The following is a 21,204-nucleotide window of genomic DNA, read 5'->3' as shown; positions in this document are numbered from 1 at the left end:
ACCGGGCCCGCGCCCCGCGCCCCGCGTCGCGCGGGAGGTGGAGGTCGATGTTGTGCTGGTACGGCCGTCATGGCGGCGGGTGGGCCTGGCTCGCGATGTCGGTCAGCTTGTTCCTGTTCCTGGCGCTGCTCTTCGTCATCGCGCTGCTGATCGTCCGCGCCCTGGGCCGCTCGGGCCCCGGCCACGACGCGCACCCGGGCACCCGCCGCGCACCCGGCCCCGAACAGATTCTCGCGGAGCGGTACGCACGCGGTGAGATCGACGAAGAGGAGTACCAACGACGGCTGGCCACCCTCCGCGGCGCCCCACCGGGCGGCCCCTCGCCCTGAGGGCGGGCAGCGGGGCCCGGGCAGCGAGGAGGCCTGGTCGGTGAGGAGGCCTGAGGGCGGGGTCCACTCCCATCCGGGGCAGCGCCCCGCGGCTGATGCCTGACCGTCGCCCGCCGTCTGCGACAGACTCGACGGACACTCGACGGACAACGGTCAGGCGGATTACGGACTACCTCCGGCGGTTACGGCCGACGGCCGTATGGACTCGCCCTGCCTTCGGCGCTCAGCCCTTCCCCAGCAGCTTGTTCATCCGCACGATCTCCGCGTTCTGGGCCTTGATGACGGCATCCGCCAGAGTCTTCGCGGGGCCGTAAGCACCCTTCTTCTTCTCGGCGCCCGCCATCTCCACCGCGCCCTGGTGGTGCCCGACCATCATCTCCATGAAGGCCGTGTCGAAGGCCTTGCCCGACTTCTTCTTCAGCGCCGCCATATCCTTCGTGCTCATCATTCCGGGCATGCCGGAGTGGGCGGAGTGGTCCATGCCGGGCATTTCCTCCGGCACCTGCTCGCCCCAGGCCGTCAGCCACCCGGACATGGTCTTGATCTCCGGGTCCTGGGCTTGCTCGATCTTGGTGGCGAGCTCCTTCACCTGGCTCGACGAGGCTCGGGTCGCAGCCAGGCCGGCCATCTCCACGGCCTGCCGGTGGTGCGGGATCATCCCCTTCGCGAACGCCACATCGGCCGCATTGTGCGCGCCGGCCGAGGCCGAGGCGCCGGGCGAAGAGGCGGACTTCGACGGGGAGCGGTGCGCGGAGTGGCTGCCACTGTCGTTGCCGCCGCAGGCGGCCAGCAGCACCGCGGAGGCGGCGGTGGCGGCCACGAGTGCGAGGCGGCGCGTGGACGTACGGGTGGGCTTCATTCGGTGTACTCCTGGAAAGCAGCGGTATCGGAACATGCCGGACGGCGGCACCGCGCCCTTGAGCGGGGCGCCGTGCCGTCGGGGTGTTCCTAGATCCGCAGGAGTTGGAGTTCGGCCAGAGAGGGCGGCGCTCGTCCGCCGTCCCGGTTCACCGGTTCGCCCGCGCCTGCCGCCTCGGAGGGCTGTACGGGGCTGCCGAGGGAGGGAGTCAGGGCCGGGGGCGCGGGGGGCCCGTGGAGCGCGGCGGACGCACAGGTCGGGTCCGCGTGATGGACATGTCCGGAGCCGCCGCAGTCACCGTCCGGGCAGTGCGCATGGGCCTTGGCCACCACGGACATGCGGTGATCGTGCGCGGAAGAGGGCGCGGCAGCGACGGGACCGAGTCCGTGCATGCCCAGCAGCCCTGCCAGCAGCCCGAGTACGCACAGCACACGCCACCGCCGGGCGGCGGGCCGTGGTGGTACGTACGGGCGGCTGGGCATCACGCCTTCATGCTAGGCACTGGGGGAAGACCGCCAACGGGCGGCTCCCGTGACGGGATCGACCTGCCGGGGCCGGGGCCCAACCTCCGCCGCGAAGTCCGCGACCCATTCGACTTCCACTTCCACTTCCACTTCCGCTCGGTCCGGTCGCGGACTCCTCAAGCCCCTCAATTCCACCCCGGCAGCGAAATACGGTCAGACGCGACGAACCCGCGCAGCGATCCCATGGCCGAGCAGCAGGTAAAGCCCCGCAGGAAGACCGTAATTGAGGAAAACCCGCACACCTTCGCTGTCCATGGTGAAGATGTCCTGCGACCACGCGGCGAGCCAGTCGGCCACTCCGTGCACGAATTCGACGAAGACATTTCCCTGGTTCGCTTCGAGCAGGTACAGCAGGATCCACAGACCCAGGAAGCCGGCGGCCACATCGCCGATCGTGTGGATGATCAGCGCGGCCCGATTTGCGCCGACACCGGACCGGTTGCGGTCATAGGTGCCATAGCCGTCATAGGAGTTGTTTGTGGGCATGGGGTCGTGGGCATTATTCATGCCTTCTTGTTTGCCTGGGGCGAGTACGCGAAACCACACTCATGCCTGCGATTCGATAACCACTCGGCATCATTGGCGACCGCCCGGTTTCCCGCGTCCATTGCGCCGTAATTCATCGCCTTCTTTTCTTCCGCGCAGAATGGTCCGGCGTTACTGTGATTTCCGTACCCGAAACGGGAGTTGGCGTGCCGCCGGGTGAGCCGAGCGACCCCGGTGGCCCCACGGGCAGAGTCCCTACTGCCCGTCGATGTAGCCGCCGGTCTGAGCTCGGTCAGCGAACGGCCGCGTCCCCGGTCTCGGCGAGACGCCGGTGGCGATGATCCCCGCAAGGCGCGGGTGACCAAGATCCCTGCAAAACGTGGGTGACCGGATCTCGGCAGGGCGCGACCGGCCGTGATCTCCACCGACGCAGCCCCCGGCCCACCGCGGAACGAACCGCTCGCCCGGCGTCCGGCGGCCCGACAGGGCCCGGACCTGTTCCACGGCGGCGGTAGCGACCAGGGCTTCATGACCTGGGACCGGCTGCCGGAGGGAGGCATCCGCGCCTGGACCGCCGGCAAGCCGATCATCGTCGTGATGCCCGACGGCGGACACGCGGGCTGGTACTCCAACCCGGTCAACTCCAATACCGGCCCCCGGAATTGGGAAACCTTCCATATCGACCAGTTGCTCCGGTGGATCGACGCGAACTTCCGGACGTACGCCGAGTACGACGGCCGCGCCGTCGGCGGGTTCTCGATGGGTGGCTTCGGCGCGCTGAAGTACGCGGCCAAGTACTACGGCCACTTCGCCTCGGTGAGCGCCCACTCCGGCCCGCCCAGCCTGCGCCGCGACCTCAGCGCGGTCGCCCAGTGGGCCAACGTGTCCTCCGCGGCCCTGGACCTGGGCGGCGGCACGATCTACGGCGAGCCGTTCGACGAGGCCAGGGTCAGCGCCGACAACCCCATGGAGCACATCGAGAGCTACCGCAACAAGCGGGTCTTCATGGTCGCCGGCACCAGTCCCACCCGGTTGACCCGTTCGACCTGCTCAACGAGACCGAGGTGCTCGCCGGCCAGCGGGAGTTCCGGGCCGGCCTCGACCAAGCCGCCATCCCGCACGAGTGGCACGAGGAGCCCGGCGGACACTTCGTCCGCCCCGAGATGGCCATCCGCGACATCGACGGCATCATCGCCCGACTCCGTCAGGCGTAGAGCCGGCCACGCACAGACGTATGGCCACGCCCTCCGGGGCGGGCAGACGGACGAGAGCGGGGGCGCCCCCGACAGCGCCGGCAGCAGCCCACTCGGCATCGACCGAGACGGAACACGACGAAGGCCCCGGCCGGTTTCCCGGCCGGGGCCTTCGTTCAGCCCGGTGAGGCCGGGCGGAGGATACGAGTAGCTGTGGAGTTACGTCGCGGCCGGTACTGAGCAGCCTGCGGGCGACCGCGCAGAGGGGCGGAAGCCGTCAGCCGGTGAAGCCCGGGACCACCAGGCCGGACTCGTACGCGATCACCACCGCATGGGTCCGGTTCTGCGCGCCGAGCTTGGTCAGCACGTTTCCGACGTGGGTCTTGACCGTCTCCAGGCTCACCGTGAGGGACTCCGCGATCTCCGGATTGGAGAGCCCGGTGGCCATCAGGCGCAGCACCTCCTCCTCCCGGCCGGTCAGGGCGGCGTGCGGCAGGGCCTGGGCGGAGCCCAGCGGGCGGGCGGCGACCATACGGCCCAGTGCGGCCGGGAAGAGGACCGCTTCGCCCGCCGCCACCACCCGGACCGCCTCGGCGATCTGACGGACCGGGAGGCGCTTGAGGACGAAGCCGCTGGCGCCCGCGCTGAGGGCGGCGGTGACGTAGCCGTCGTTCTCGAAGGTGGTGATCACCACGACCTTCGGCGGGTCGGCCGCTTCGGCCAGCAGTTGGCGGGTGGCCTCGATCCCGTTGCGACGCGGCATCCGTACGTCCATCAGGACCACGTCCGGCCGCAGGCTTTGCGCCCGTTCGACCGCCTCGACGCCGTCGGCGGCCTCGCCGACCACCGTGATGCCCGGCTGTGCGGCGAGCAGCATGCGCAGGCCGCTGCGGGTCACCTCCTCGTCGTCCGCGATCAGGAGGGTGACGGCGGGGCTGGTGACGGGGGGAAGGGGCATGCCTTCGCCCGCGTCGGATCCACTCACGCCGACACCCGTACCGGCAGCCGGAGGGCCGTACCTTCGCCCGCGCCGGATCCACTCACGCCGACGCCCGTGCCGGCAGCCGGACGGCCAGCCGCCAGTGCTGCGTCCCGTCCGGGCCGGCCTGGAACTCACCGTGCAGCAGCCGGACGCGCTCGGCCAGTCCGGGCAGACCGTGGCCGGAGGTCGGGAAGGCCCCCGGGCCCGGGCCCGTCCGTGCCCCGGTCCGGTTGACCACCGTGAGATCCAGTCCGTCCGGCCCGGCCGCCACCCGGGCCACGATCGGGCCGCCCGCCCCGTGGCGCAGCGCGTTCGTCAGCCCCTCCTGGAGGATCCGGTACGCCGCCCGGGAGAGCGTCCCCTGCACCTGCGCCAGGTCGCCCGACAGCTCCGGTTCCACCACCGCGCCCGCGTGCCGCAGGCGGTCCAGCAGCTCGGGGAGGTCGGCCAGGGTCCGGGTCGGAGCCGTCCCCGACTGTTCCTCGCGCAGCACTCCGAGCACGTAGTCCAGGTCCTCCAGCGCGGCCCGCGTCGACTCCTCGATGCTGCGCATGGCGGCCCGCGCCGTCGCCGGGTCGGCGGAGAGCGCCTCGCCCGCCACCGCCGCCTGGATGGTGGCCGCCGTCAGCGTGTGCCCGATCGAGTCGTGCAACTCGTGGGCAATCCGGTTGCGTTCGGCCAGCAGCTGTTCCCGCTCGGCGGCCAGCGCGAGCCGTTCGGCCGCCGACGGCCCCAGCAGCCGTGGCGCCGCCCACCGCAGGGTCTTCGTCACCAGTAAGCAGATGGCCACCGCCAGCAGGAGGCACACGGCCGCCACCACCCAGCTCCACCCGCCCGACACCCGGACCGATGTGCCGAACAGACTCGCCCGCGCCTCGGCGCCGAGCCAGTTCCCCGGCAGGGCGAGGCCCATGATGAACAGCACCCCGCTCGCCAGCGCCCCCGTCCAACCGACGGCCACGTGCAGCACCAGCCAGAGCGGGGTCCGCCAGCGGTCGAGGCCGAGTGAACCGGAGGGCCGGCGACCGGCCACCGGATTCGGCAGCGGCACCCGCAGCAGCCGGCGGGCCGACACGACCAGCGCCCGTCGTACGGGGCGCGCCAGGCCGACCACACCGACCAGTACCGCCCAGACCAGCAGGACCAGGACGATCTGCACGCTCTCGGAAGCGGATCGCCACGACAGCGCCGGCAACAGGGCGAAAGGCAGCAGCGGAAGGCTCGCCAGCGCGCCGCAATAGGCGAACAGCACACCCGCATACGTGGAGCCGCGCAGCAGCGGCCGAATTCCCCTGATCATGCGCGCCAGTATCGCCGGGCAGCCCCCCGGCAGCCTCCCCCGATCGGGGGAGCGATTTATCCCGCCTTCCCGCGATGCGGTCAGCGGGCCCTGGAAACCAGGATCGTGCCTCGACCAAACGATTCCCCAGGAGTTGACTCATGCGTGCTCAGACCCGGCAGGGCCTTCGTTCCTCGACCCGGCAGCAGGGCGGCAGACGGCGACGAGCCGTGTCGGCCGCGACCGCGGTGGCCATCGGCGTCATGACGCTGGGCGCCCTCGCCCCGCCCGCCGCCTCGGATTCTGCCGCCTCCGCTGCTGCCGCCGCCGCCAGGCCGGACGCCGTCCAGCAGGCCCTGAACACGCTGGTGCGCGACGACGGGATGCCCGCCGCGCTGGCGAGCGTCAAGGACAGTGACGGCCGCATCCGCACCTACACCGCAGGAGTGGGCGACCTGACCACCGGCTCGAAGGTGCCCAGGGACGGCCAGGTACGGATCGGCAGCAACACCAAGGCGTTCACGGCGGTCGTGGTCCTGCAGCTGGTCGGCGAAGGGAAGATCGGCCTGGACGCCTGCGTCGACACCTACCTGCCCGGCCTCGTCCGCGGAAAGGGGATCGACGGGCGCCGCATCACCGTCCGCCAGCTCCTCCAGCACACCAGCGGACTCCCCGAGTACGGCATCCACGTCGACGACGACGAGATCAGGAACCGGTACTTCGAGCCCCGCGAGCTGCTCGACATCGCCCTCCGGTACAAGGCCGACGCGGCTCCGGGGGCGAAGTGGGGGTACAGCAACACCAACTACGTCCTGGCCGGCCTGATCGTCCAGAAGGTCACCGGCCGCCCCCTCGCCGAGGAGATGGACCGGCGCATCATCAAGCGCATCGGGCTGCGCCACACCTACTTCCCCACCCCCGGCGAGATGAGCATCCGAGAGCCGCACCCCCACGGTTACCACCGCAACCCGGCGAACACACCGCTGCGCGACTTCACGGAGATGGACCCCTCCGTAGGCTGGGCCGCAGGCCAGTTGATCTCCACCAACTCCGACCTCAACCGCTTCTTCACCGCGCTCCTCGCCGGCCGCCTCCTCCCGGCGGCCCAGCTCGCCGAGATGCGCACGACCGTCCCCGCCGGGACCTCCGGCCTCCGCTACGGGCTGGGGCTCACGAGCAGGCCGCTGTCGTGCGGCGGCGTCTACTGGGGCCACGGCGGCGACATCGCGGGGTACGAGACCCGGGGCGGTGTCACCGACGACGGCCGCGCCGCCAACGTCGCGGTCACCAACATTCCGACGGACGAGGCAGCCACGCAGCACGTGAAGGACGCCGTGGACAGGGCCCTGTGCGGCTGAATCACGCACCCGGCAACCCGGCAACCCGGAACAACGGTCCAACGTTTCCTCAGGAGTTGACTCATGCGTGGACAGACACGGCAAGGGCTTCGCTCGCCGGGCCGGCAGCAGGGCACGCGGCGACGGGCCCTGCCCGCCGCGGTCGCGGTGGCCATCGGCGTCATGACACTGGGCGCCCTCGCCCCGCCCGCCGCCTCCGCCACCAGGCCGGACACCGTCCAGCAGAGCCTGAACGCGCTGGTGCGCGACGACGGGATGCCCGCCGCGCTGGCGAGCGTCCAGGACCGTGACGGCCGCATCCGCACCTACACCGCAGGCGTGGGCGACCTGACCACCGGCTCGAAGGTGCCCAGGGACGGCAAGGTACGGATCGGCAGCAACACCAAGACCTTCGTCGCGGTCGTCGTCCTCCAACTCGTCGCGGAGCGGAGGGTGGACCTGGACGCCTCCGTCGACACCTACCTGCCCGGCCTCGTCCGCGGGGAAGGGATCGACGGACGGCACATCACCGTCCGCCAGCTCCTCCAGCAGACCAGCGGACTCCCCAACTACAGCGACCACCTCGGGGACGACGTCCGGTACTACACCCCCCGCGAACTGCTCGCCACAGCCCTCCAGCACCCGGCCGACTTCGCCCCCGGGACGAGTTGGAAGTACAGCAACACCAACTACGTGCTCGCCGGCCTGATCGTCCAGAAGGTCACCGGCCGCCCCCTCGCCGAGGAGATCGACCGGCGCGTCGTCCAACGCGCCGGGCTGCGCCACACCTACTTCCCCGCCCCCGGTGACGCGAGCATTCGGGAGCCCCACCCCCACGGCTACTACCGGGAATCGGCGGACGCGCCGCTGCGCGACATCACGGAGACCGACCCCTCCTGGGGCTGGGCGGCAGGCCAGATGGTCTCCACCGGCTCCGACCTCAACCGCTTCTTCACCGCACTCCTGGCCGGCCGCCTCCTGCCCTCGGCCCAGCTCGCCCAGATGCGCTCCACCGTCCCCGCCGAAGCGACCTTCGGCCCCGGCGCCCGCTACGGACTTGGACTCGTCAGCAGGCCGCTGCCGTGCGGCGGCCTCTCCTGGGGCCACGGCGGCAGCTTCCCGGGGTACGAGACCCGGGGCGGCGCCACCGACGACGGCCGCGCCACCAACGTCGCGGTCACCCTGCAGCTCACCGACGAGGCGGCCCGGAGGAATCTCGAACGCGCCGTGGACACCGCCCTGTGCCGCTGAACCCCGCCGAGGGCGTTCCGACCACCTGTTGAAGGAGGTGGCCCGGAAGATCGGCGCGGCGATCTGGGGAACCCCGGAAACAGCTCTTGTGGACAAAGACCAGGACAACGGGGGCTGAGGAACGTCGAAGGGCCCCACCGCGAACGGTGGGGCCCTTCGACATCGTGCCCGGTGAGAGCACTGGCGGAGGATACGAGATTCGAACTCGTGAGGGGTTGCCCCCAACACGCTTTCCAAGCGTGCGCCCTAGGCCACTAGGCGAATCCTCCGCCGCAAACAATACAAGACGTTGGGGAGTGCTCGCGACCATGATCGCGGGGAGGGGTTCGGAGGGGAGTGATGTGGGCCGGGGGTGAGGGTCCGGGTCGTTTCTTGGGCGGGGGATCCGCTACTGTGGTGCGCAGCCCCTCACGTGGCGCTATCTGACTGAACTCCCCCAGGGCCGGAAGGCAGCAAGGGTAGGTCGGCTCTGGCGGGTGCGTGGGGGGCGCTTGCGTTTACGGGGCCCGTCGGTTGTCAGTGCGGGCCGATATCGTCGTATGCGTGTCGTCCCTTGCGCTGTACCGCCGCTACCGGCCCGAGACCTTCGCCGAGGTCATCGGGCAAGAGCACGTGACCGATCCGCTGCAGCAGGCTCTGCGGAACAACCGGGTCAACCACGCCTATTTGTTCAGTGGCCCGCGCGGCTGCGGCAAGACGACGAGTGCGCGGATCCTGGCGCGCTGCCTCAACTGTGAGGAAGGTCCCACTCCCACACCCTGCGGAAAGTGCCAGTCGTGTGTGGACCTGGCCAGGAACGGCCGGGGCTCGATCGATGTGATCGAGATCGACGCGGCGTCGCACGGTGGCGTGGACGACGCCCGTGAGCTGCGGGAGAAGGCGTTCTTCGGGCCGGCCAGCAGCCGCTACAAGATCTACATCATCGACGAGGCGCACATGGTGACCTCCGCGGGCTTCAACGCCCTGCTGAAGGTCGTCGAGGAGCCGCCGGAGCATCTGAAGTTCATCTTCGCGACGACCGAGCCCGAGAAGGTCATCGGGACGATCCGGTCGCGTACCCATCACTACCCGTTCCGGCTGGTGCCGCCGGGGACGCTGCGGGAGTACCTGGGCGAGGTGTGCGGGCGGGAGGAGATCCCGGTCGAGGACGGGGTGCTGCCGCTGGTGGTGCGGGCCGGTGCCGGTTCGGTGCGTGACTCGATGTCCGTGATGGACCAGCTGCTCGCCGGTGCCGGTGCGGACGGTGTGACTTATGCCATGGCGACGGCGCTGCTGGGGTACACCGACGGGTCGCTGCTGGATTCGATCGTGGAGGCGTTCGCCGCGGGGGACGGCGCGGCGGCCTTCGAGGTCGTGGACCGGGTCATCGAGGGCGGCAACGACCCGCGGCGCTTCGTCGCGGATCTGCTGGAGCGGCTGCGGGACCTGGTGATCCTGGCGGCCGTGCCGGACGCCGGGGAGAAGGGGCTGATCGACGCCCCCGCCGATGTCGTGGAGCGGATGACGGCGCAGGCGTCCGTCTTCGGGGCGGCCGAGCTGAGCCGGGCCGCCGACCTGGTCAATACGGGCCTGACGGAGATGCGCGGGGCGACCTCGCCGCGGCTGCAGCTGGAGCTGATCTGTGCCCGGGTGCTGCTGCCCGCGGCGTACGACGACGAACGGTCGGTGCAGGCGCGGCTCGACCGTCTGGAGCGTGGCGCGGGCGCGGCGCTGCTGGGCGGGGCCGGCGGTGCGGGCTCCGGGGGAGACCCCGGGCCGGGAGCGCCGCCCGTGGTGGCGTCCGGTGGCGGGCCCGCGGCCGGCTATGTACCGGGGCCGGAGGCGCATCCGGCGATGCCTGCGGGACCGTCCGGGCCGGCCGCCGCGCGTGCCGCGGTGCGGGGCGCGGTGGGCGGCGGCCCGTCCGCTGGTGCCGGCACTCCGGCTCCCGCCCCGGCGGCGCCGACGGCCGGTGCGGGCGCGCCCGGCGGCCCGGCGGCCGGGCCCGGTGGTGAGCAGCAGCGGGGTGACGGCGGTGGCGCGGCGGCGCCCCAGGGCGCTCCGGCGGACGCTCCGCAGGGTGTCCAGGGCGGTGGCCGTGAGGCGGCCGCCCCGCGGCCCGGGGCCTGGCCCGGAAGCGCGGGCAAGGGAACCGGCGGCGGAGGCCCTGCGGGGGGCAATGGCGGTGGCGCCGGGCGGCAGCCCGGCGGCTGGCCCACGGCCGTGGCGCCGGGGCAGGGTGGCCAGGCACCGCAGGGCGGAGCGCCCGCCGCGCCGCCCGCCGTGTCCGGACCGCCGGCCGGTGCGCCCGCGCCGGTGTCCCCGCAGGCACCGCCCGCCGGTGCGGCCCCGGGGGCGGCGCAGGGTGCCGCCCAGGTGCGGCAGATGTGGCCGGACATCCTGGAAGCGGTGAAGGACCGCCGCCGCTTCACCTGGATCCTGCTGAGCCAGAACGCCCAGGTCTCCGGGTTCGACGGCACCACCCTCCAGATCGGCTTCCCCAATGCCGGGGCCCGCGACAGCTTCGCCAACGGCGGCAGCGAGGACGTCCTCAAGGACGTATTGGCCGAGCGGTTCCAGGTGCAGTGGCGGGTCGAGGCGATCGTCGACCCGTCGGGCGGCGCCAATCCGCCGTCCGGCGGCGCCCCCCGCAGCGGCGGAGGGGGCGGCGGCTTCGGCGGCGGTGCGCCCGCCGCCCCGCAGCAGGGCGCCCCGCAGCCCCCGCCCCAGCAGAGCGGCCCGGCGGCGCCCCCGTCGTCCGGCGGCCCGTACGGGCAGGACGGCGGCGGCAGCGCCGGCGGAAGCCAGGGTGCGCGGATGGCGCGGGAGGCCGTGTCCTCCCCGTCGTCCACGGGCGGCGGGCAGACCGCGCCCGCGGCGGAGTCCTCGTACAGCTCGCCGGAGCCCCCGCCGATGTCGATCGAGTACGACATGCCGGCCGAGGACGACCCCGACCTCGTCGACTCCGCGCTCAGCGGACACGACCTGATCGTGCGCGAACTCGGCGCGACGGTGCTGGAAGAGTTCAACAACGAGTAGGCGCCGTACGGCACCGCGTAGGCGGGCCGGGCGGGGCGAAAACGGGTAACCGGGCGTACGCCGGGCGTACACCCGTGCTCCTCCCTACGGCGTAGGGCGCGGGGCCCGTGAAACACGTAGGCTCGGGCTACCGCACCAATCGTTGTCGTATGGCAGGAGTCACGTCGTGATCCCCGGTGGTCAGCCCAATATGCAGCAGCTGCTTCAGCAGGCTCAGAAGATGCAGCAGGACCTCGCGGCAGCCCAGCAGGAACTGGCGGAGACACCCGTCGAGGGTTCCGCGGGCGGCGGTCTGGTCAAGGCGACGGTGACCGGCTCGGGAGAGCTCCAGGGCCTGGTCATCGACCCCAAGGCGGTCGACACCGACTCCGCGGAGGAGACGGCCGAGACGCTCGCCGACCTCGTGCTGGCGGCGGTCCGGGACGCCAACGCCAGCGCCCAGCAGCTGCAGCAGCAGAAGCTCGGTCCGCTCGCCCAGGGTCTGGGCGGTGGCGGAATCCCTGGTCTCCCCTTCTGAGGAGTAGCCAACTAGCGTACGCAGCACGGCAGAAGAGAAAGAAGACGTTCCGTGTATGAAGGCGTGGTCCAGGACCTGATCGACGAGTTGGGCAGGCTGCCCGGCGTCGGTCCCAAGAGCGCGCAGCGGATCGCCTTCCACATTCTTCAGGCCGAGCCGACCGATGTCCGCCGGCTCGCGAACGCGCTGATGGAGGTCAAGGCGAAGGTCCGGTTCTGCGGCACCTGCGGCAATGTGGCGCAGGAGGAGCAGTGCCGGGTCTGCCTGGACCCGAGGCGCGATCCGGCGGTCATCTGCGTCGTGGAGGAGCCCAAGGACGTCGTGGCGATCGAGCGGACCCGCGAGTTCCGCGGTCGCTACCACGTCCTCGGTGGGGCGATCAGCCCGATCGAGGGCGTGGGCCCCGACGACCTGCGGATCAGGGAACTGCTGGCCAGGCTCGCGGACGGCACCGTCACCGAGCTGATTCTGGCCACCGACCCGAATCTGGAGGGCGAGGCCACGGCCACGTATCTGGCCCGCATGATCAAACCCATGGGCCTGAGAGTGACGCGACTGGCGAGCGGACTGCCGGTCGGCGGCGATCTGGAGTACGCGGACGAGGTCACGCTCGGGCGGGCCTTCGAAGGGAGGAGACTTCTCGATGTCTGATGCCACGCTGCACAACGCGACACAGGACCCGGACGACTTTGCCGTCTCGATCTCCGATTCGATCGAGAGCTTCATCGTCGCGGTGACGGAAGTCGCCAAGGGCGACGAGCCGGACAGCGCGGTGCCCTTCCTGCTGCTGGAGGTCTCCCAGCTGCTGCTCACCGGCGGCCGTCTGGGCGCGCACGAGGACTTCGTCCCCGACGAGCGCTACGAGCCCGACACCGGCCCGGAGCCGGACGTCGACGAGCTGCGCGAGCGCTTCGCGACCCTGCTCGACCCGGTGGACGTCTACTCCGAGGTCTTCGACCCGTATGTGCCGCGCAGCGAGCCGGTCGCCAGCCGGATCTCCGACGACCTGGCCGACATCATCACCGATCTGCGGCACGGCCTGGCGCACTACCACGCGGGCCGGATCAGCGAAGCCCTGTGGTGGTGGCAGTTCTCCTACCTCTCCAACTGGGGACCGACCGCCTCGGCCGCCCTGCGCGCGCTGCAGTCGCTGGTCGCCCACGTACGGCTCGACCAGCCGCTGGTCGAGCTGGACGGCCTGGACACCGACAGCGACGTCACCGCCGGCGACGAGGAGCTGCTCGCCGAGGAGGCCGGGAAGGTCATGGCGGCCGAGATCGCCGGGCCGCTGGGGCTGCGGGGGACCTGAGCCCGGGGGACGCCCGCCGGGGCGGAATTTTCCGGCTCCCCGGGCGCTCTCGCCGCGCCCGGACCCTGTGACCTGGGTTACGTTTCCGTGTGTACCGGCCTGGAGCGGGCATGTGCTCGCCGAGCAGGCGCAACGGTGCGCCTTGTGGAGCCGCCGCGGGACGTGGAACTCACGAGTCAGGTGATCACGGTGAGACAGCCGTGATCAATGAGTGAGTCTCATGTCTCACGATGTGGTATTAGCAGGGCGGACTCCGCTTGCTCGTTAGACTGAGCCGACCGCAGTACCCCCATTTCCGGGGGTCCGGGAGGAAACTCCCGAAGAGACAGTTGCGAGGAGCGCACGTGGGCCTTGTCGTGCAGAAGTACGGCGGCTCATCCGTTGCGGATGCCGAGGGCATCAAGCGCGTTGCCAAGCGAGTCGTCGAAGCCAAGAAGAACGGCAACCAGGTTGTCGTGGTGGTTTCGGCGATGGGCGACACGACGGACGAGCTGATCGATCTCGCGCAGGAAGTGTCCCCGATTCCGTCGGGGCGCGAGTTCGACATGCTGCTGACCGCCGGAGAGCGGATCTCCATGGCCCTGCTGGCGATGGCGATCAAAAACCTCGGCCACGAGGCGCAGTCCTTCACGGGCAGCCAGGCCGGTGTGATCACCGATTCCGTGCACAACAAGGCACGGATCATCGACGTCACGCCGGGCCGGATCAAGACCTCCGTCGACGAGGGCAACATCGCCATCGTCGCGGGCTTCCAGGGTGTGTCCCAGGACAAGAAGGACATCACGACGCTGGGGCGCGGTGGGTCGGACACGACCGCCGTCGCGCTGGCGGCCGCCCTGGACGCCGACGTCTGTGAGATCTACACCGATGTGGACGGTGTCTTCACCGCCGACCCCCGGGTCGTGAAGAAGGCCCGGAAGATCGACTGGATCTCCTTCGAGGACATGCTGGAGCTGGCCAGCTCCGGCTCCAAGGTGCTGCTGCACCGTTGCGTCGAGTACGCACGCCGTTACAACATCCCGATCCATGTCCGCTCGTCCTTCTCGGGACTGAGGGGCACGTGGGTCAGCAACGAACCGCAAGGGGACCAGCCGATGGAGCAGGCAATCATCTCGGGCGTCGCACATGACACCTCCGAGGCGAAGGTCACGGTCGTCGGAGTCCCGGACAAGCCGGGCGAGGCCGCGCGCATCTTCCGTGCGATCGCGGACTCCGAGGTCAACATCGACATGGTCGTGCAGAACGTCTCGGCCGCGTCGACCGGTCTGACCGACATCTCCTTCACGCTGCCCAAGGCCGAGGGCCGCAAGGCCGTCGCGGCCCTGGAGAAGACCCGTGCCGCGGTCGGTTTCGACTCGCTGCGCTACGACGACCAGATCGCCAAGATCTCGCTGGTCGGCGCGGGGATGAAGACCAACCCGGGCGTCACCGCGACGTTCTTCGAGGCGCTGTCGAACGCGGGCGTGAACATCGAGCTCATCTCGACCTCCGAGATCCGCATCTCGGTCGTCACCCGTGCCGATGACGTCAACGAGGCCGTGTGCGCCGTGCACACCGCCTTCGGTCTCGACACCGACAGTGACGAGGCCGTGGTCTATGGCGGCACCGGTCGATGATTCCGGCCGAGGCGGGCCGTCCGTCCCTCGCTGACACGCTGAGGGCGGACGCCCGTACGGCCGCCAAGCCCCAGCTCGCCGTCGTCGGTGCCACCGGCGCCGTCGGCTCGGTCCTGCTCGGCATCCTGTCCGAGCGGGCCGACATCTGGGGCGAGATCCGGCTGATCGCCTCGCCCCGCTCGGCCGGCCGCAAGCTGACCGTGCGGGGCGCGGAGGTCGAGGTCGTCGCGCTGAGCGAGGAGGCCTTCGACGGGATCGACGTCGCGATGTTCGACGTCCCCGACGAGGTCTCCGCGCAGTGGGTGCCGGTCGCGGTCTCCAAGGGCGCGGTTGTCATCGACAACGCGGGCACGTTCCGGCTGGACCCGGACGTGCCCCTCGTCGTGCCCGAGGTCAACGCGCACGCCGCGCGGGTGCGTCCGCGCGGCATCATCGCCAGCCCGAACTGCACGACGCTCTCGATGATCGTCGCGCTGGGCGCGCTGCATGCCGAGTACGGGCTGAGCGAGCTGATCGTCTCCTCGTACCAGGCCGTTTCCGGGGTGGGCAAAGCAGGCGTCGACACCTTGCGGGCGCAGCTGTCCGCGGTGTCCGGCACGGAGCTGGGGACCACGCCCGGTGATGTCCGGCGGGCCGTCGGGGACACCCTGGGGCCGTTTCCGGCGCCGATCGCCCTCAATGTCGTGCCCTGGGCCGGCTCGCTCCAGGAGGACGGCTGGTCCTCCGAGGAGCTCAAGATCCGTGACGAGTCCCGCAAGATCCTGGGGCTGCCGGAGCTGCCGGTCACCGCGACCTGTGTACGGGTTCCGGTGATCACGACCCACTCGCTGACCGTGCACGCCCGGTTCGAGAACGAGGTCACGGTCGGCGGCGCGCACGAGATCCTGGCCGCGGCCCCCGGCGTCGTCCTCAGCGACGACCCGGCCGAGGGCGAGTACCCCACCCCGGCCGATGTCGTCGGGACGGATCCGACCTGGGTCGGGCGGGTGCGGCGTTCGCTGGACGATCCGCGGGCGCTGGAGCTGTTCGTGTGCGGGGACAACCTGCGCAAGGGAGCGGCTCTGAACACGGCGCAGGTCGGCGAGCTGGTGGCGGCCGAGCTGCAGGGGTAGGTCCGGTCCGGGACCGTTCTCCCCGTGCCTTACTGTCGTGCTGTTCCGGTGCTGTTCCGGTGCTCTGCCGTTCCCGTTTCTTTCCGGCGTCCCCGCGCCCTGCTGCCGTGACAGCCGGGGACGGTATACGACTTGGCGGGATCGGCCGTCGTGCACTGGCCGCCTGGGAGATACTTTGTGGAGCGTGTGAAGATTCTGTGAGCGAATTGCCGGTCCAAACCTCTTGATCTGGGCTGACGATCTGTTCGACCATTCGCTCCCCGCCGCACTGCAACCGGCAGTTGGGCGGGGAGCGTCTTTGTCGCCGCCCTCAGGGGTGGCTCCGGGCGTGCCGGGCGGGCCACATGGTGAGCCCTTGGGCATGAGGGTCTTCGCGTCGGGGCAATTAGGGCATTCAGGAAGAGCTGGTACGCATGAGGGCATTTGATGCATCGTCAAAAGCGGTGCCTTGCGCGTACAACCCTTATAGGGGGAAGCGTGTCCAACAGGCGTGGCAGAGGTACTCGGATTCACCATCGCCCCAGCGGGCGCAGCCGGCGCGGCAGTGCGCCCACCGCGGCCCCGTGTGTCCGGGGGCATGCCGGTGATCGCTCCCTGGCCCACCACGCGTCCCGCGCAGATTCCCCCTCAGCGTGGGGACACTGACGACGCGATGGCAGCGGGCACCACAGTCGACCACCTCACCGAGACCTATCGCGCGCACTACCGCTCGCTGCTCGGTCTCGCCGCGCTGCTCCTCGACGACACCGCCTCCTGTGAGGACGTCGTCCAGGAGGCCTTCATCCGCGTGCACTCCGCGCGCGGACGGGTGCGCGACCCCGAGAAGACCCTCGCCTATCTCCGGCAGACCGTCGTCAACCTCTCGCGCTCCGCGCTGCGTCGCCGCATCCTCGGGCTCAAGCTGCTCTCCAAGCCGATGCCCGACATGGCGAGCGCCGAGGAGGGCGCGTACGACCTGCTGGAGCGGGACCAGCTGATCAAGGCGATGCGGGGGCTGCAGCGCCGGCAGCGCGAAGTGCTGGTGCTGCGCTACTTCGCGGATATGACCGAGGCGCAGGTGGCCCAGACCCTGGGCATATCGCTCGGCTCCGTGAAGGCCTACGGCTCGCGGGGCATCGCGGCGCTCCGCGTCGCGATGGAGGCTCCGGCATGAGTGGCACGACATTTGGCCGGCACCACCCGTACGACGCGTACGGCTCGCTCAGCCCGAGCCGCCCGAGCACTCCGGACTTCCCGGGTCCCCCGGACTTCCCGGGTCCCCCGGACTTCCCGAGTGCCCCAGACTTCCCGAGCACGTCGATCGACTCCATGAATCACAGCGGCACCCGCACCCACCGGCCCGGCCCGCTCGACCCGGCGCGTCCGGGCACCGCGTACGGCCGGATCCACGAGGTGCCCGGCGCTCGTGGGACTCCCGGCGCGGGGGAGCGGCGTGACCCGGGCGAGCTGACCGGTGCGCGCGGAAAGCCCGCCGATGTGGCGCGTGGGCTGTATGCGGCGCGTGAGGCGCAAGGACGTCCCGACGGCGAGTCGGGTGGCGGCCGTCGGCCCGACGCCGGCAGCGGGCAGGGCACAGAAACCGGCCAAGTATCCGGCCACGGCGATGACATCGGTGTCACGGACGGTGTGCCGGATGGCACGGAGGGTGCGGCGGACGCCGGTGACGAGGCCGACAGCCATGCGTACGGCAACGACGGGCCCACCGGCTCCGGCGGCGGCACCGGCAACGGCGGCGGACCCGGCCGAAGCCACCCCACCGGCGGCGACTTCGGCGACGAGGACGACCTGAGGCGGCTGCTGCACTCCCGCGTCGACGACCTCGAACCCTCGCCGGACGCGCTGGAGCAGCTGCGCCGCGCGGTGCCCGCCCGTCGCCAGCGCCGCCGGCACGCCGTCGTGGGCGCCGCGGCCGCACTGCTGCTCGGCGGTACGTCCATCCCCGCCATGGTCCATGTGGCCAACCTCGCAGGCAGCTCCGAGGAGCGGCCCGCCAATGCGGCGAGCAGCCCGCACCCCCAGGGCGGCGCCGAGGGGGCCCACGGCGAAGGCACCGAGCAGGCCGGTCCGCGGCCGGCCGGCAAGGACGGCGAGAAGCGGGGCGAGGACAAGCCCGCGGGCAAGGGCAAGGCCACCGAGAAGGGCGGCGCGGGCCACGGTGCGGGCGCCGGCACCCCCGCCCCGGACGAGACCATGGACGTCACCTCGCCGGTCTGCGGGCGGGAACAGCTCGGCCAGGGCACCAGCACCGTCGGCGCGGCGGACTCCGCGGGCCGCGTCTACGGCGCGTTCCGGGTGGTCAACACCTCCGCCGCCGCCTGCTCCGTCGAGGGCGGCGGCACCATCGGCCTGGTCGCCCAGGGCTCCACGAAGCCCGACCGCATCCACGTCGTCGACCACACCTCAGGCGACGAGGCCACCGGACTACCCGACCCGGCCACCACCCCTGACCAGCTGGTTCTCAAGCCGGGGGAGGCGTACGAGGTCAAGTTCGCCTGGATTCCGGAGTCCGGCGGCGGCGCCACGGGGTGCGTCAATCCCGGCCCGTCCCCGACGCCCGACGCCTCCAGCGACCCGGGACAGTCACCGGACACCGGGACCACGACCGCCGGCGACAGCGGCGGCCAGGCGGGCGGCGACGAGGGCCCCGGCGACGGCGGTACCGCGTCCGGGAGCATCGTGCTCAGCCACACGCCGGAGGCCGGCGAGCCCGCCGCGGCCGATGCCAAGGTCACGGACGCATGCGCGGGAACGGTCTACCGCACCGAGGCGCTGGCGGCCCGGTAGCCGCCGACGGCCCAGGTCCCGGCCACCGGGACCGGAGCGTGGAGGGGCCGGTGCGGCCCCGCCGCCCGGGCCCCGTACCGTTGAGGGCGTGTACCGGTTCCTGCTGACCCCGCGGTGGTGGGGAATCAACGTCTTCGCCGTACTGGCGATCCCCTTCTGCATCTTCATGGGCAGCTGGCAGCTGAGCCGCTTCGAGGACCGCGTCGACACCCACCAGCAGCAGGAGGACCGCTCCGCCCGGGCCAAGGCCGCGGCCGCCCGCCCCCTGGAGCGGCTGCTGCCCGTCGACAAGGTGACCTCCGGCCGCCAGGCCAGCGCCCGCGGGCGCTACGACACCGGGCACCAACTGCTCGTACCGGCCCGGACGTTGAAGGACAAGCACGGCGAGCGGCAGGGCTTCTACGTCCTCAATCTGCTCCGCACGGACGGCGGCAAGGCCCTGCCGGTCGTCCGGGGCTGGCTGCCCGGCGACGCCGGTACGAAGGCCGACACGGCGAAGGTGCCCGCGCCGCCCAAGGGCGAGGTGACCGTCACCGGAGCGCTGCAGGCCTCCGAGAACCAGGGCACCGACGGTGTACAGGCCGGTGGCGGGCTGGCGCCGGGACAGCTGGGCATGATCAGCGCGGCGTCGCTGGTCAACATCGTGCCGTACGAGGTCTACGACGCCTGGATCACGCTCACCGACGCCCAGGCACCGCTGCGCGCCGTCCCCCCGGCCGCCGCCGAGGGCAGCGGACTGGACCTGAAGGCCTTCCAGAACCTCGGCTACACCGGCGAGTGGTTCGTCTTCGCCGGCTTCGTCGTCTTCATGTGGTTCCGCCTCTTCCGCCGCGACACCGAGGCCGCCAAGGACGCGGCATTGGGGATTGTGGTGGAGGTGGAGGGCGAAGGCGGGGGGCTGGGGAATGGCATTGCTGCCGACCTGGGGGAGGACGGCCTCGGCCGGGGCGAGGGCAGCGGCGACGGGCAGGGGGAGGCGGCGCGGGCCGGGAAGGTCTGAAGGCGCTGCGGGTGGGGGTCCTCTTCGATTCGGGACAGCTCCGGTTTGGGGACCGCTCCGGTTCGGTATCCGCTCAGGTTCGGGACCAGCTCCCGTTCAGGGTCCCGCTTCGTTCGGTACCCGTTCAGGCTGCAACCCGCTCCGTTCCGCGACCCGCACGGGCTCTGCTTCTGCAACGACGTTGCACCTGGTCAGAGGGCGTATCACGGTGGTAGCTGCAATCGGATCGGCGTGCCACGGTAGGCCATATGGCAGACAATGGCACTCACCCGCACGGCCATGATCACGTGCACGGCCATGGTCATCCGCATATCCCTGATCACGTACAGCGCGATCCGCACGCGCACGGGCACGAGCCCGAGCAGTCCCCTCGCGCCCATCACACGCAGAAGCCCGCCCACGACCACGCGAGTGACCGAGCGAACCGTCACGGGCACGGTCACGGGACCGGCCACGGGCATGACCACACGCACGGCCACGGGCATGACCACACGCACGGCCACGGGCATGACCACGCGCACGATCCTCACCGCTCCGGCCGCTGGGCGCGGATGCGGCACCAGCTCGCCCATCTGGTGACCCCGCACAGCCATGCGGCCATGGACAAGGTCGATGCCGCGCTGGAGACCTCCCGCGAAGGCCTGCGCACGCTCTGGATCTCGCTCGGCATCCTGGGCCTGACCAGCCTGATCCAGCTGGTGATCGTCGCGCTGTCGGGGTCGGTGGCACTGCTCGGCGACACGATCCACAACGGTGCCGATGCCCTGACCGCCGTGCCGCTGGGCATCGCCTTCCTGCTCGGCCGCCGGGCCGCGAACCGCCGCTACACCTACGGCTACGGTCGCGCCGAGGACCTCGCAGGCATCGCCATCGTGCTGACGATCGCCGCCTCGTCGGTATGGGCCGCCTACGAGTCCGTGGACCGGCTGCTGCACCCCCGCGAGGTCACGCACCTGTGGGCCGTGGCCGCGGCCGCCGTGATCGGGTTCCTCGGCAACGAGTGGGTCGCCCGCTACCGCATCCGTACCGGCCGCAAGATCGGCTCGGCCGCGCTCGTCGCCGACGGTCTGCACGCCCGTACCGACGGCTTCACCTCCCTCGCCGTCCTCCTCGGCGCGGGCGGCGCGGCGCTCGGCTGGCAGCAGGCCGACCCGCTCATCGGCCTGCTGATCACCGCCGCCATCCTCATGGTGCTGCGGGACGCCGCCCGGGAGGTCTACCGGCGGCTGATGGACTCCGTCGACCCCGAACTCATCGACACCGCCGAGACCGCACTACGCGCGGTGGGCGGCGTCCACGGCGTCGGGCAGGTCCGTATGCGCTGGATCGGCCACACCCTGCGGGCCGAGGCGGACATCGTCGTCGACTCCCGCCTGACCGTGGTGCAGGCCCATGCCCTCGCCGTCGCCGCCGAACACGCCCTCATCCACGCCGTCCCCCGCCTCACCGCCGCGACCGTCCACACGGACCACACCCCCGACGACACCCCCGAGGGGCGGGACCCACATGCGGCCCTGGCCCACCACATCGCAGCTTGACCATCCCCCCGGGGGCCCCTCCCCCCCCGCCCCCGGCCCCTCCCCCCCGCCGAGCCCCTCCCCCCGGCCG

The 21,204-nt window shown here is 71.4% G+C and carries 19 protein-coding genes, 1 tRNA gene, 1 other RNA gene and 1 pseudogene; 15 read left to right on the top strand and 7 right to left on the bottom strand.

Annotated features, from left to right (window positions below; all coding sequences use genetic code 11):
* The first annotated feature begins 47 nt into the window (after positions 1 to 47).
* Positions 48 to 329, top strand: coding sequence for an SHOCT domain-containing protein (locus tag STRNI_RS20050; protein WP_018089920.1), 282 nt, complete (start codon positions 48 to 50; stop codon positions 327 to 329).
* Between the two features lie 223 nt (positions 330 to 552).
* Here STRNI_RS20050 and STRNI_RS20045 read toward each other — a convergent pair whose 3' ends face one another.
* The 3 genes from STRNI_RS20045 to STRNI_RS20035 form a co-directional block, all read right to left on the bottom strand.
* Positions 553 to 1,188: a DUF305 domain-containing protein gene (locus STRNI_RS20045; RefSeq protein ID WP_277411732.1), complete on the bottom strand. Its 636-nt coding sequence runs from the start codon at positions 1,186 to 1,188 to the stop codon at positions 553 to 555.
* Positions 1,189 to 1,277: 89 nt separating this feature from the next.
* On the bottom strand, positions 1,278 to 1,670 hold the full coding sequence (locus STRNI_RS20040; protein WP_093641882.1) for a DUF6153 family protein: 393 nt from the start codon (positions 1,668 to 1,670) through the stop codon (positions 1,278 to 1,280).
* Positions 1,671 to 1,865: 195 nt separating this feature from the next.
* Positions 1,866 to 2,219 carry a hypothetical protein gene (locus STRNI_RS20035; RefSeq protein WP_371874845.1) on the bottom strand — a complete coding sequence of 118 codons (354 nt, stop codon included), beginning with the start codon at positions 2,217 to 2,219 and terminating at the stop codon, positions 1,866 to 1,868.
* 474 nt (positions 2,220 to 2,693) lie between these two features.
* Between STRNI_RS20035 and STRNI_RS20030 the strand changes: the two are divergent.
* Positions 2,694 to 3,412, top strand: a pseudogene (locus STRNI_RS20030) (alpha/beta hydrolase); the annotation flags it as partial.
* 256 nt (positions 3,413 to 3,668) lie between these two features.
* On the opposite strand, the gene STRNI_RS20025 reads toward STRNI_RS20030, so the two are convergent.
* Together STRNI_RS20025 and STRNI_RS20020 are read right to left on the bottom strand one after the other, a co-directional pair.
* A complete protein-coding gene (locus STRNI_RS20025) occupies positions 3,669 to 4,349 on the bottom strand; it encodes a response regulator transcription factor (protein WP_277411731.1) in 681 nt (226 codons plus the stop codon).
* Between the two features lie 82 nt (positions 4,350 to 4,431).
* Complete coding sequence (locus tag STRNI_RS20020; RefSeq protein WP_159487124.1) at positions 4,432 to 5,673, bottom strand: sensor histidine kinase; 1,242 nt, start codon at positions 5,671 to 5,673, stop codon at positions 4,432 to 4,434.
* A 140-nt stretch (positions 5,674 to 5,813) separates the two neighbouring features.
* Here STRNI_RS20020 and STRNI_RS20015 point away from each other — a divergent pair, with 140 nt between their 5' ends.
* Complete coding sequence (locus STRNI_RS20015) at positions 5,814 to 7,010, top strand: serine hydrolase domain-containing protein (protein ID WP_277411730.1); 1,197 nt, start codon at positions 5,814 to 5,816, stop codon at positions 7,008 to 7,010.
* 63 nt (positions 7,011 to 7,073) lie between these two features.
* The gene (locus STRNI_RS20010) at positions 7,074 to 8,240 is read left to right on the top strand and encodes a serine hydrolase domain-containing protein (RefSeq protein ID WP_277411729.1); all 1,167 of its coding nucleotides are present in this window, start codon (positions 7,074 to 7,076) and stop codon (positions 8,238 to 8,240) included.
* Between the two features lie 181 nt (positions 8,241 to 8,421).
* Here STRNI_RS20010 and STRNI_RS20005 read toward each other — a convergent pair.
* Positions 8,422 to 8,509, bottom strand: a tRNA-Ser gene (locus STRNI_RS20005).
* A gap of 130 nt (positions 8,510 to 8,639) precedes the next feature.
* On the opposite strand from STRNI_RS20005, the gene ffs reads away from it, so the two are divergent.
* The 10 genes from ffs to STRNI_RS19955 all read left to right on the top strand — a co-directional run bounded on the left by ffs (position 8,640) and on the right by STRNI_RS19955 (position 19,596).
* Positions 8,640 to 8,738, top strand: an RNA gene (ffs, locus tag STRNI_RS20000) — signal recognition particle sRNA small type.
* Positions 8,739 to 8,783: 45 nt separating this feature from the next.
* Positions 8,784 to 11,258: a DNA polymerase III subunit gamma and tau gene (locus STRNI_RS19995; protein ID WP_277411728.1), complete on the top strand. Its 2,475-nt coding sequence runs from the start codon at positions 8,784 to 8,786 to the stop codon at positions 11,256 to 11,258.
* 166 nt (positions 11,259 to 11,424) lie between these two features.
* Complete coding sequence (locus tag STRNI_RS19990; protein WP_078518632.1) at positions 11,425 to 11,775, top strand: YbaB/EbfC family nucleoid-associated protein; 351 nt, start codon at positions 11,425 to 11,427, stop codon at positions 11,773 to 11,775.
* A 51-nt stretch (positions 11,776 to 11,826) separates the two neighbouring features.
* Positions 11,827 to 12,426: a recombination mediator RecR gene (recR, locus tag STRNI_RS19985; RefSeq protein WP_018089931.1), complete on the top strand. Its 600-nt coding sequence runs from the start codon at positions 11,827 to 11,829 to the stop codon at positions 12,424 to 12,426.
* Positions 12,419 to 13,084, top strand: a complete 666-nt coding sequence (locus tag STRNI_RS19980) for a DUF5063 domain-containing protein (protein ID WP_159487121.1) — start codon at positions 12,419 to 12,421, stop codon at positions 13,082 to 13,084. Before recR ends, STRNI_RS19980 begins: the two co-directional genes overlap by 8 nt.
* A 344-nt stretch (positions 13,085 to 13,428) precedes the next feature.
* Positions 13,429 to 14,700 carry an aspartate kinase gene (locus tag STRNI_RS19975; protein WP_018089933.1) on the top strand — a complete coding sequence of 424 codons (1,272 nt, stop codon included), beginning with the start codon at positions 13,429 to 13,431 and terminating at the stop codon, positions 14,698 to 14,700.
* Positions 14,697 to 15,812 (top strand): aspartate-semialdehyde dehydrogenase, encoded by a 1,116-nt coding sequence (locus STRNI_RS19970; protein ID WP_277411727.1) that lies wholly within the window; start codon positions 14,697 to 14,699, stop codon positions 15,810 to 15,812. The genes STRNI_RS19975 and STRNI_RS19970 overlap by 4 nt, the downstream gene beginning before the upstream one ends.
* A gap of 490 nt (positions 15,813 to 16,302) precedes the next feature.
* The gene (locus STRNI_RS19965; RefSeq protein WP_174857682.1) at positions 16,303 to 16,965 is read left to right on the top strand and encodes a SigE family RNA polymerase sigma factor; all 663 of its coding nucleotides are present in this window, start codon (positions 16,303 to 16,305) and stop codon (positions 16,963 to 16,965) included.
* Positions 16,962 to 18,596 carry a hypothetical protein gene (locus STRNI_RS19960; RefSeq protein ID WP_277411726.1) on the top strand — a complete coding sequence of 545 codons (1,635 nt, stop codon included), beginning with the start codon at positions 16,962 to 16,964 and terminating at the stop codon, positions 18,594 to 18,596. Before STRNI_RS19965 ends, STRNI_RS19960 begins: the two co-directional genes overlap by 4 nt.
* Before the next feature lie 88 nt (positions 18,597 to 18,684).
* Positions 18,685 to 19,596, top strand: coding sequence for an SURF1 family protein (locus STRNI_RS19955; protein WP_277411725.1), 912 nt, complete (start codon positions 18,685 to 18,687; stop codon positions 19,594 to 19,596).
* A gap of 203 nt (positions 19,597 to 19,799) precedes the next feature.
* Here the strand turns inward: STRNI_RS19955 and STRNI_RS41630 are convergent, their stop codons facing one another.
* Positions 19,800 to 20,168 carry a hypothetical protein gene (locus tag STRNI_RS41630; protein ID WP_381843980.1) on the bottom strand — a complete coding sequence of 123 codons (369 nt, stop codon included), beginning with the start codon at positions 20,166 to 20,168 and terminating at the stop codon, positions 19,800 to 19,802.
* On the opposite strand from STRNI_RS41630, the gene STRNI_RS19950 reads away from it, so the two are divergent.
* On the top strand, positions 20,148 to 21,134 hold the full coding sequence (locus tag STRNI_RS19950; protein WP_018089939.1) for a cation diffusion facilitator family transporter: 987 nt from the start codon (positions 20,148 to 20,150) through the stop codon (positions 21,132 to 21,134). The genes STRNI_RS41630 and STRNI_RS19950 overlap by 21 nt on opposite strands.
* Positions 21,135 to 21,204: the final 70 nt, after the last annotated feature.

The sequence above is a fragment of the Streptomyces nigrescens genome, from assembly GCF_027626975.1.
GTDB classification, from domain to species: Bacteria; Actinomycetota; Actinomycetes; order Streptomycetales; family Streptomycetaceae; genus Streptomyces; species Streptomyces nigrescens.
The sequence above is the reverse complement of the archived record's forward strand: the minus strand, read 5'-3'. Positions and strand labels throughout refer to the sequence as shown.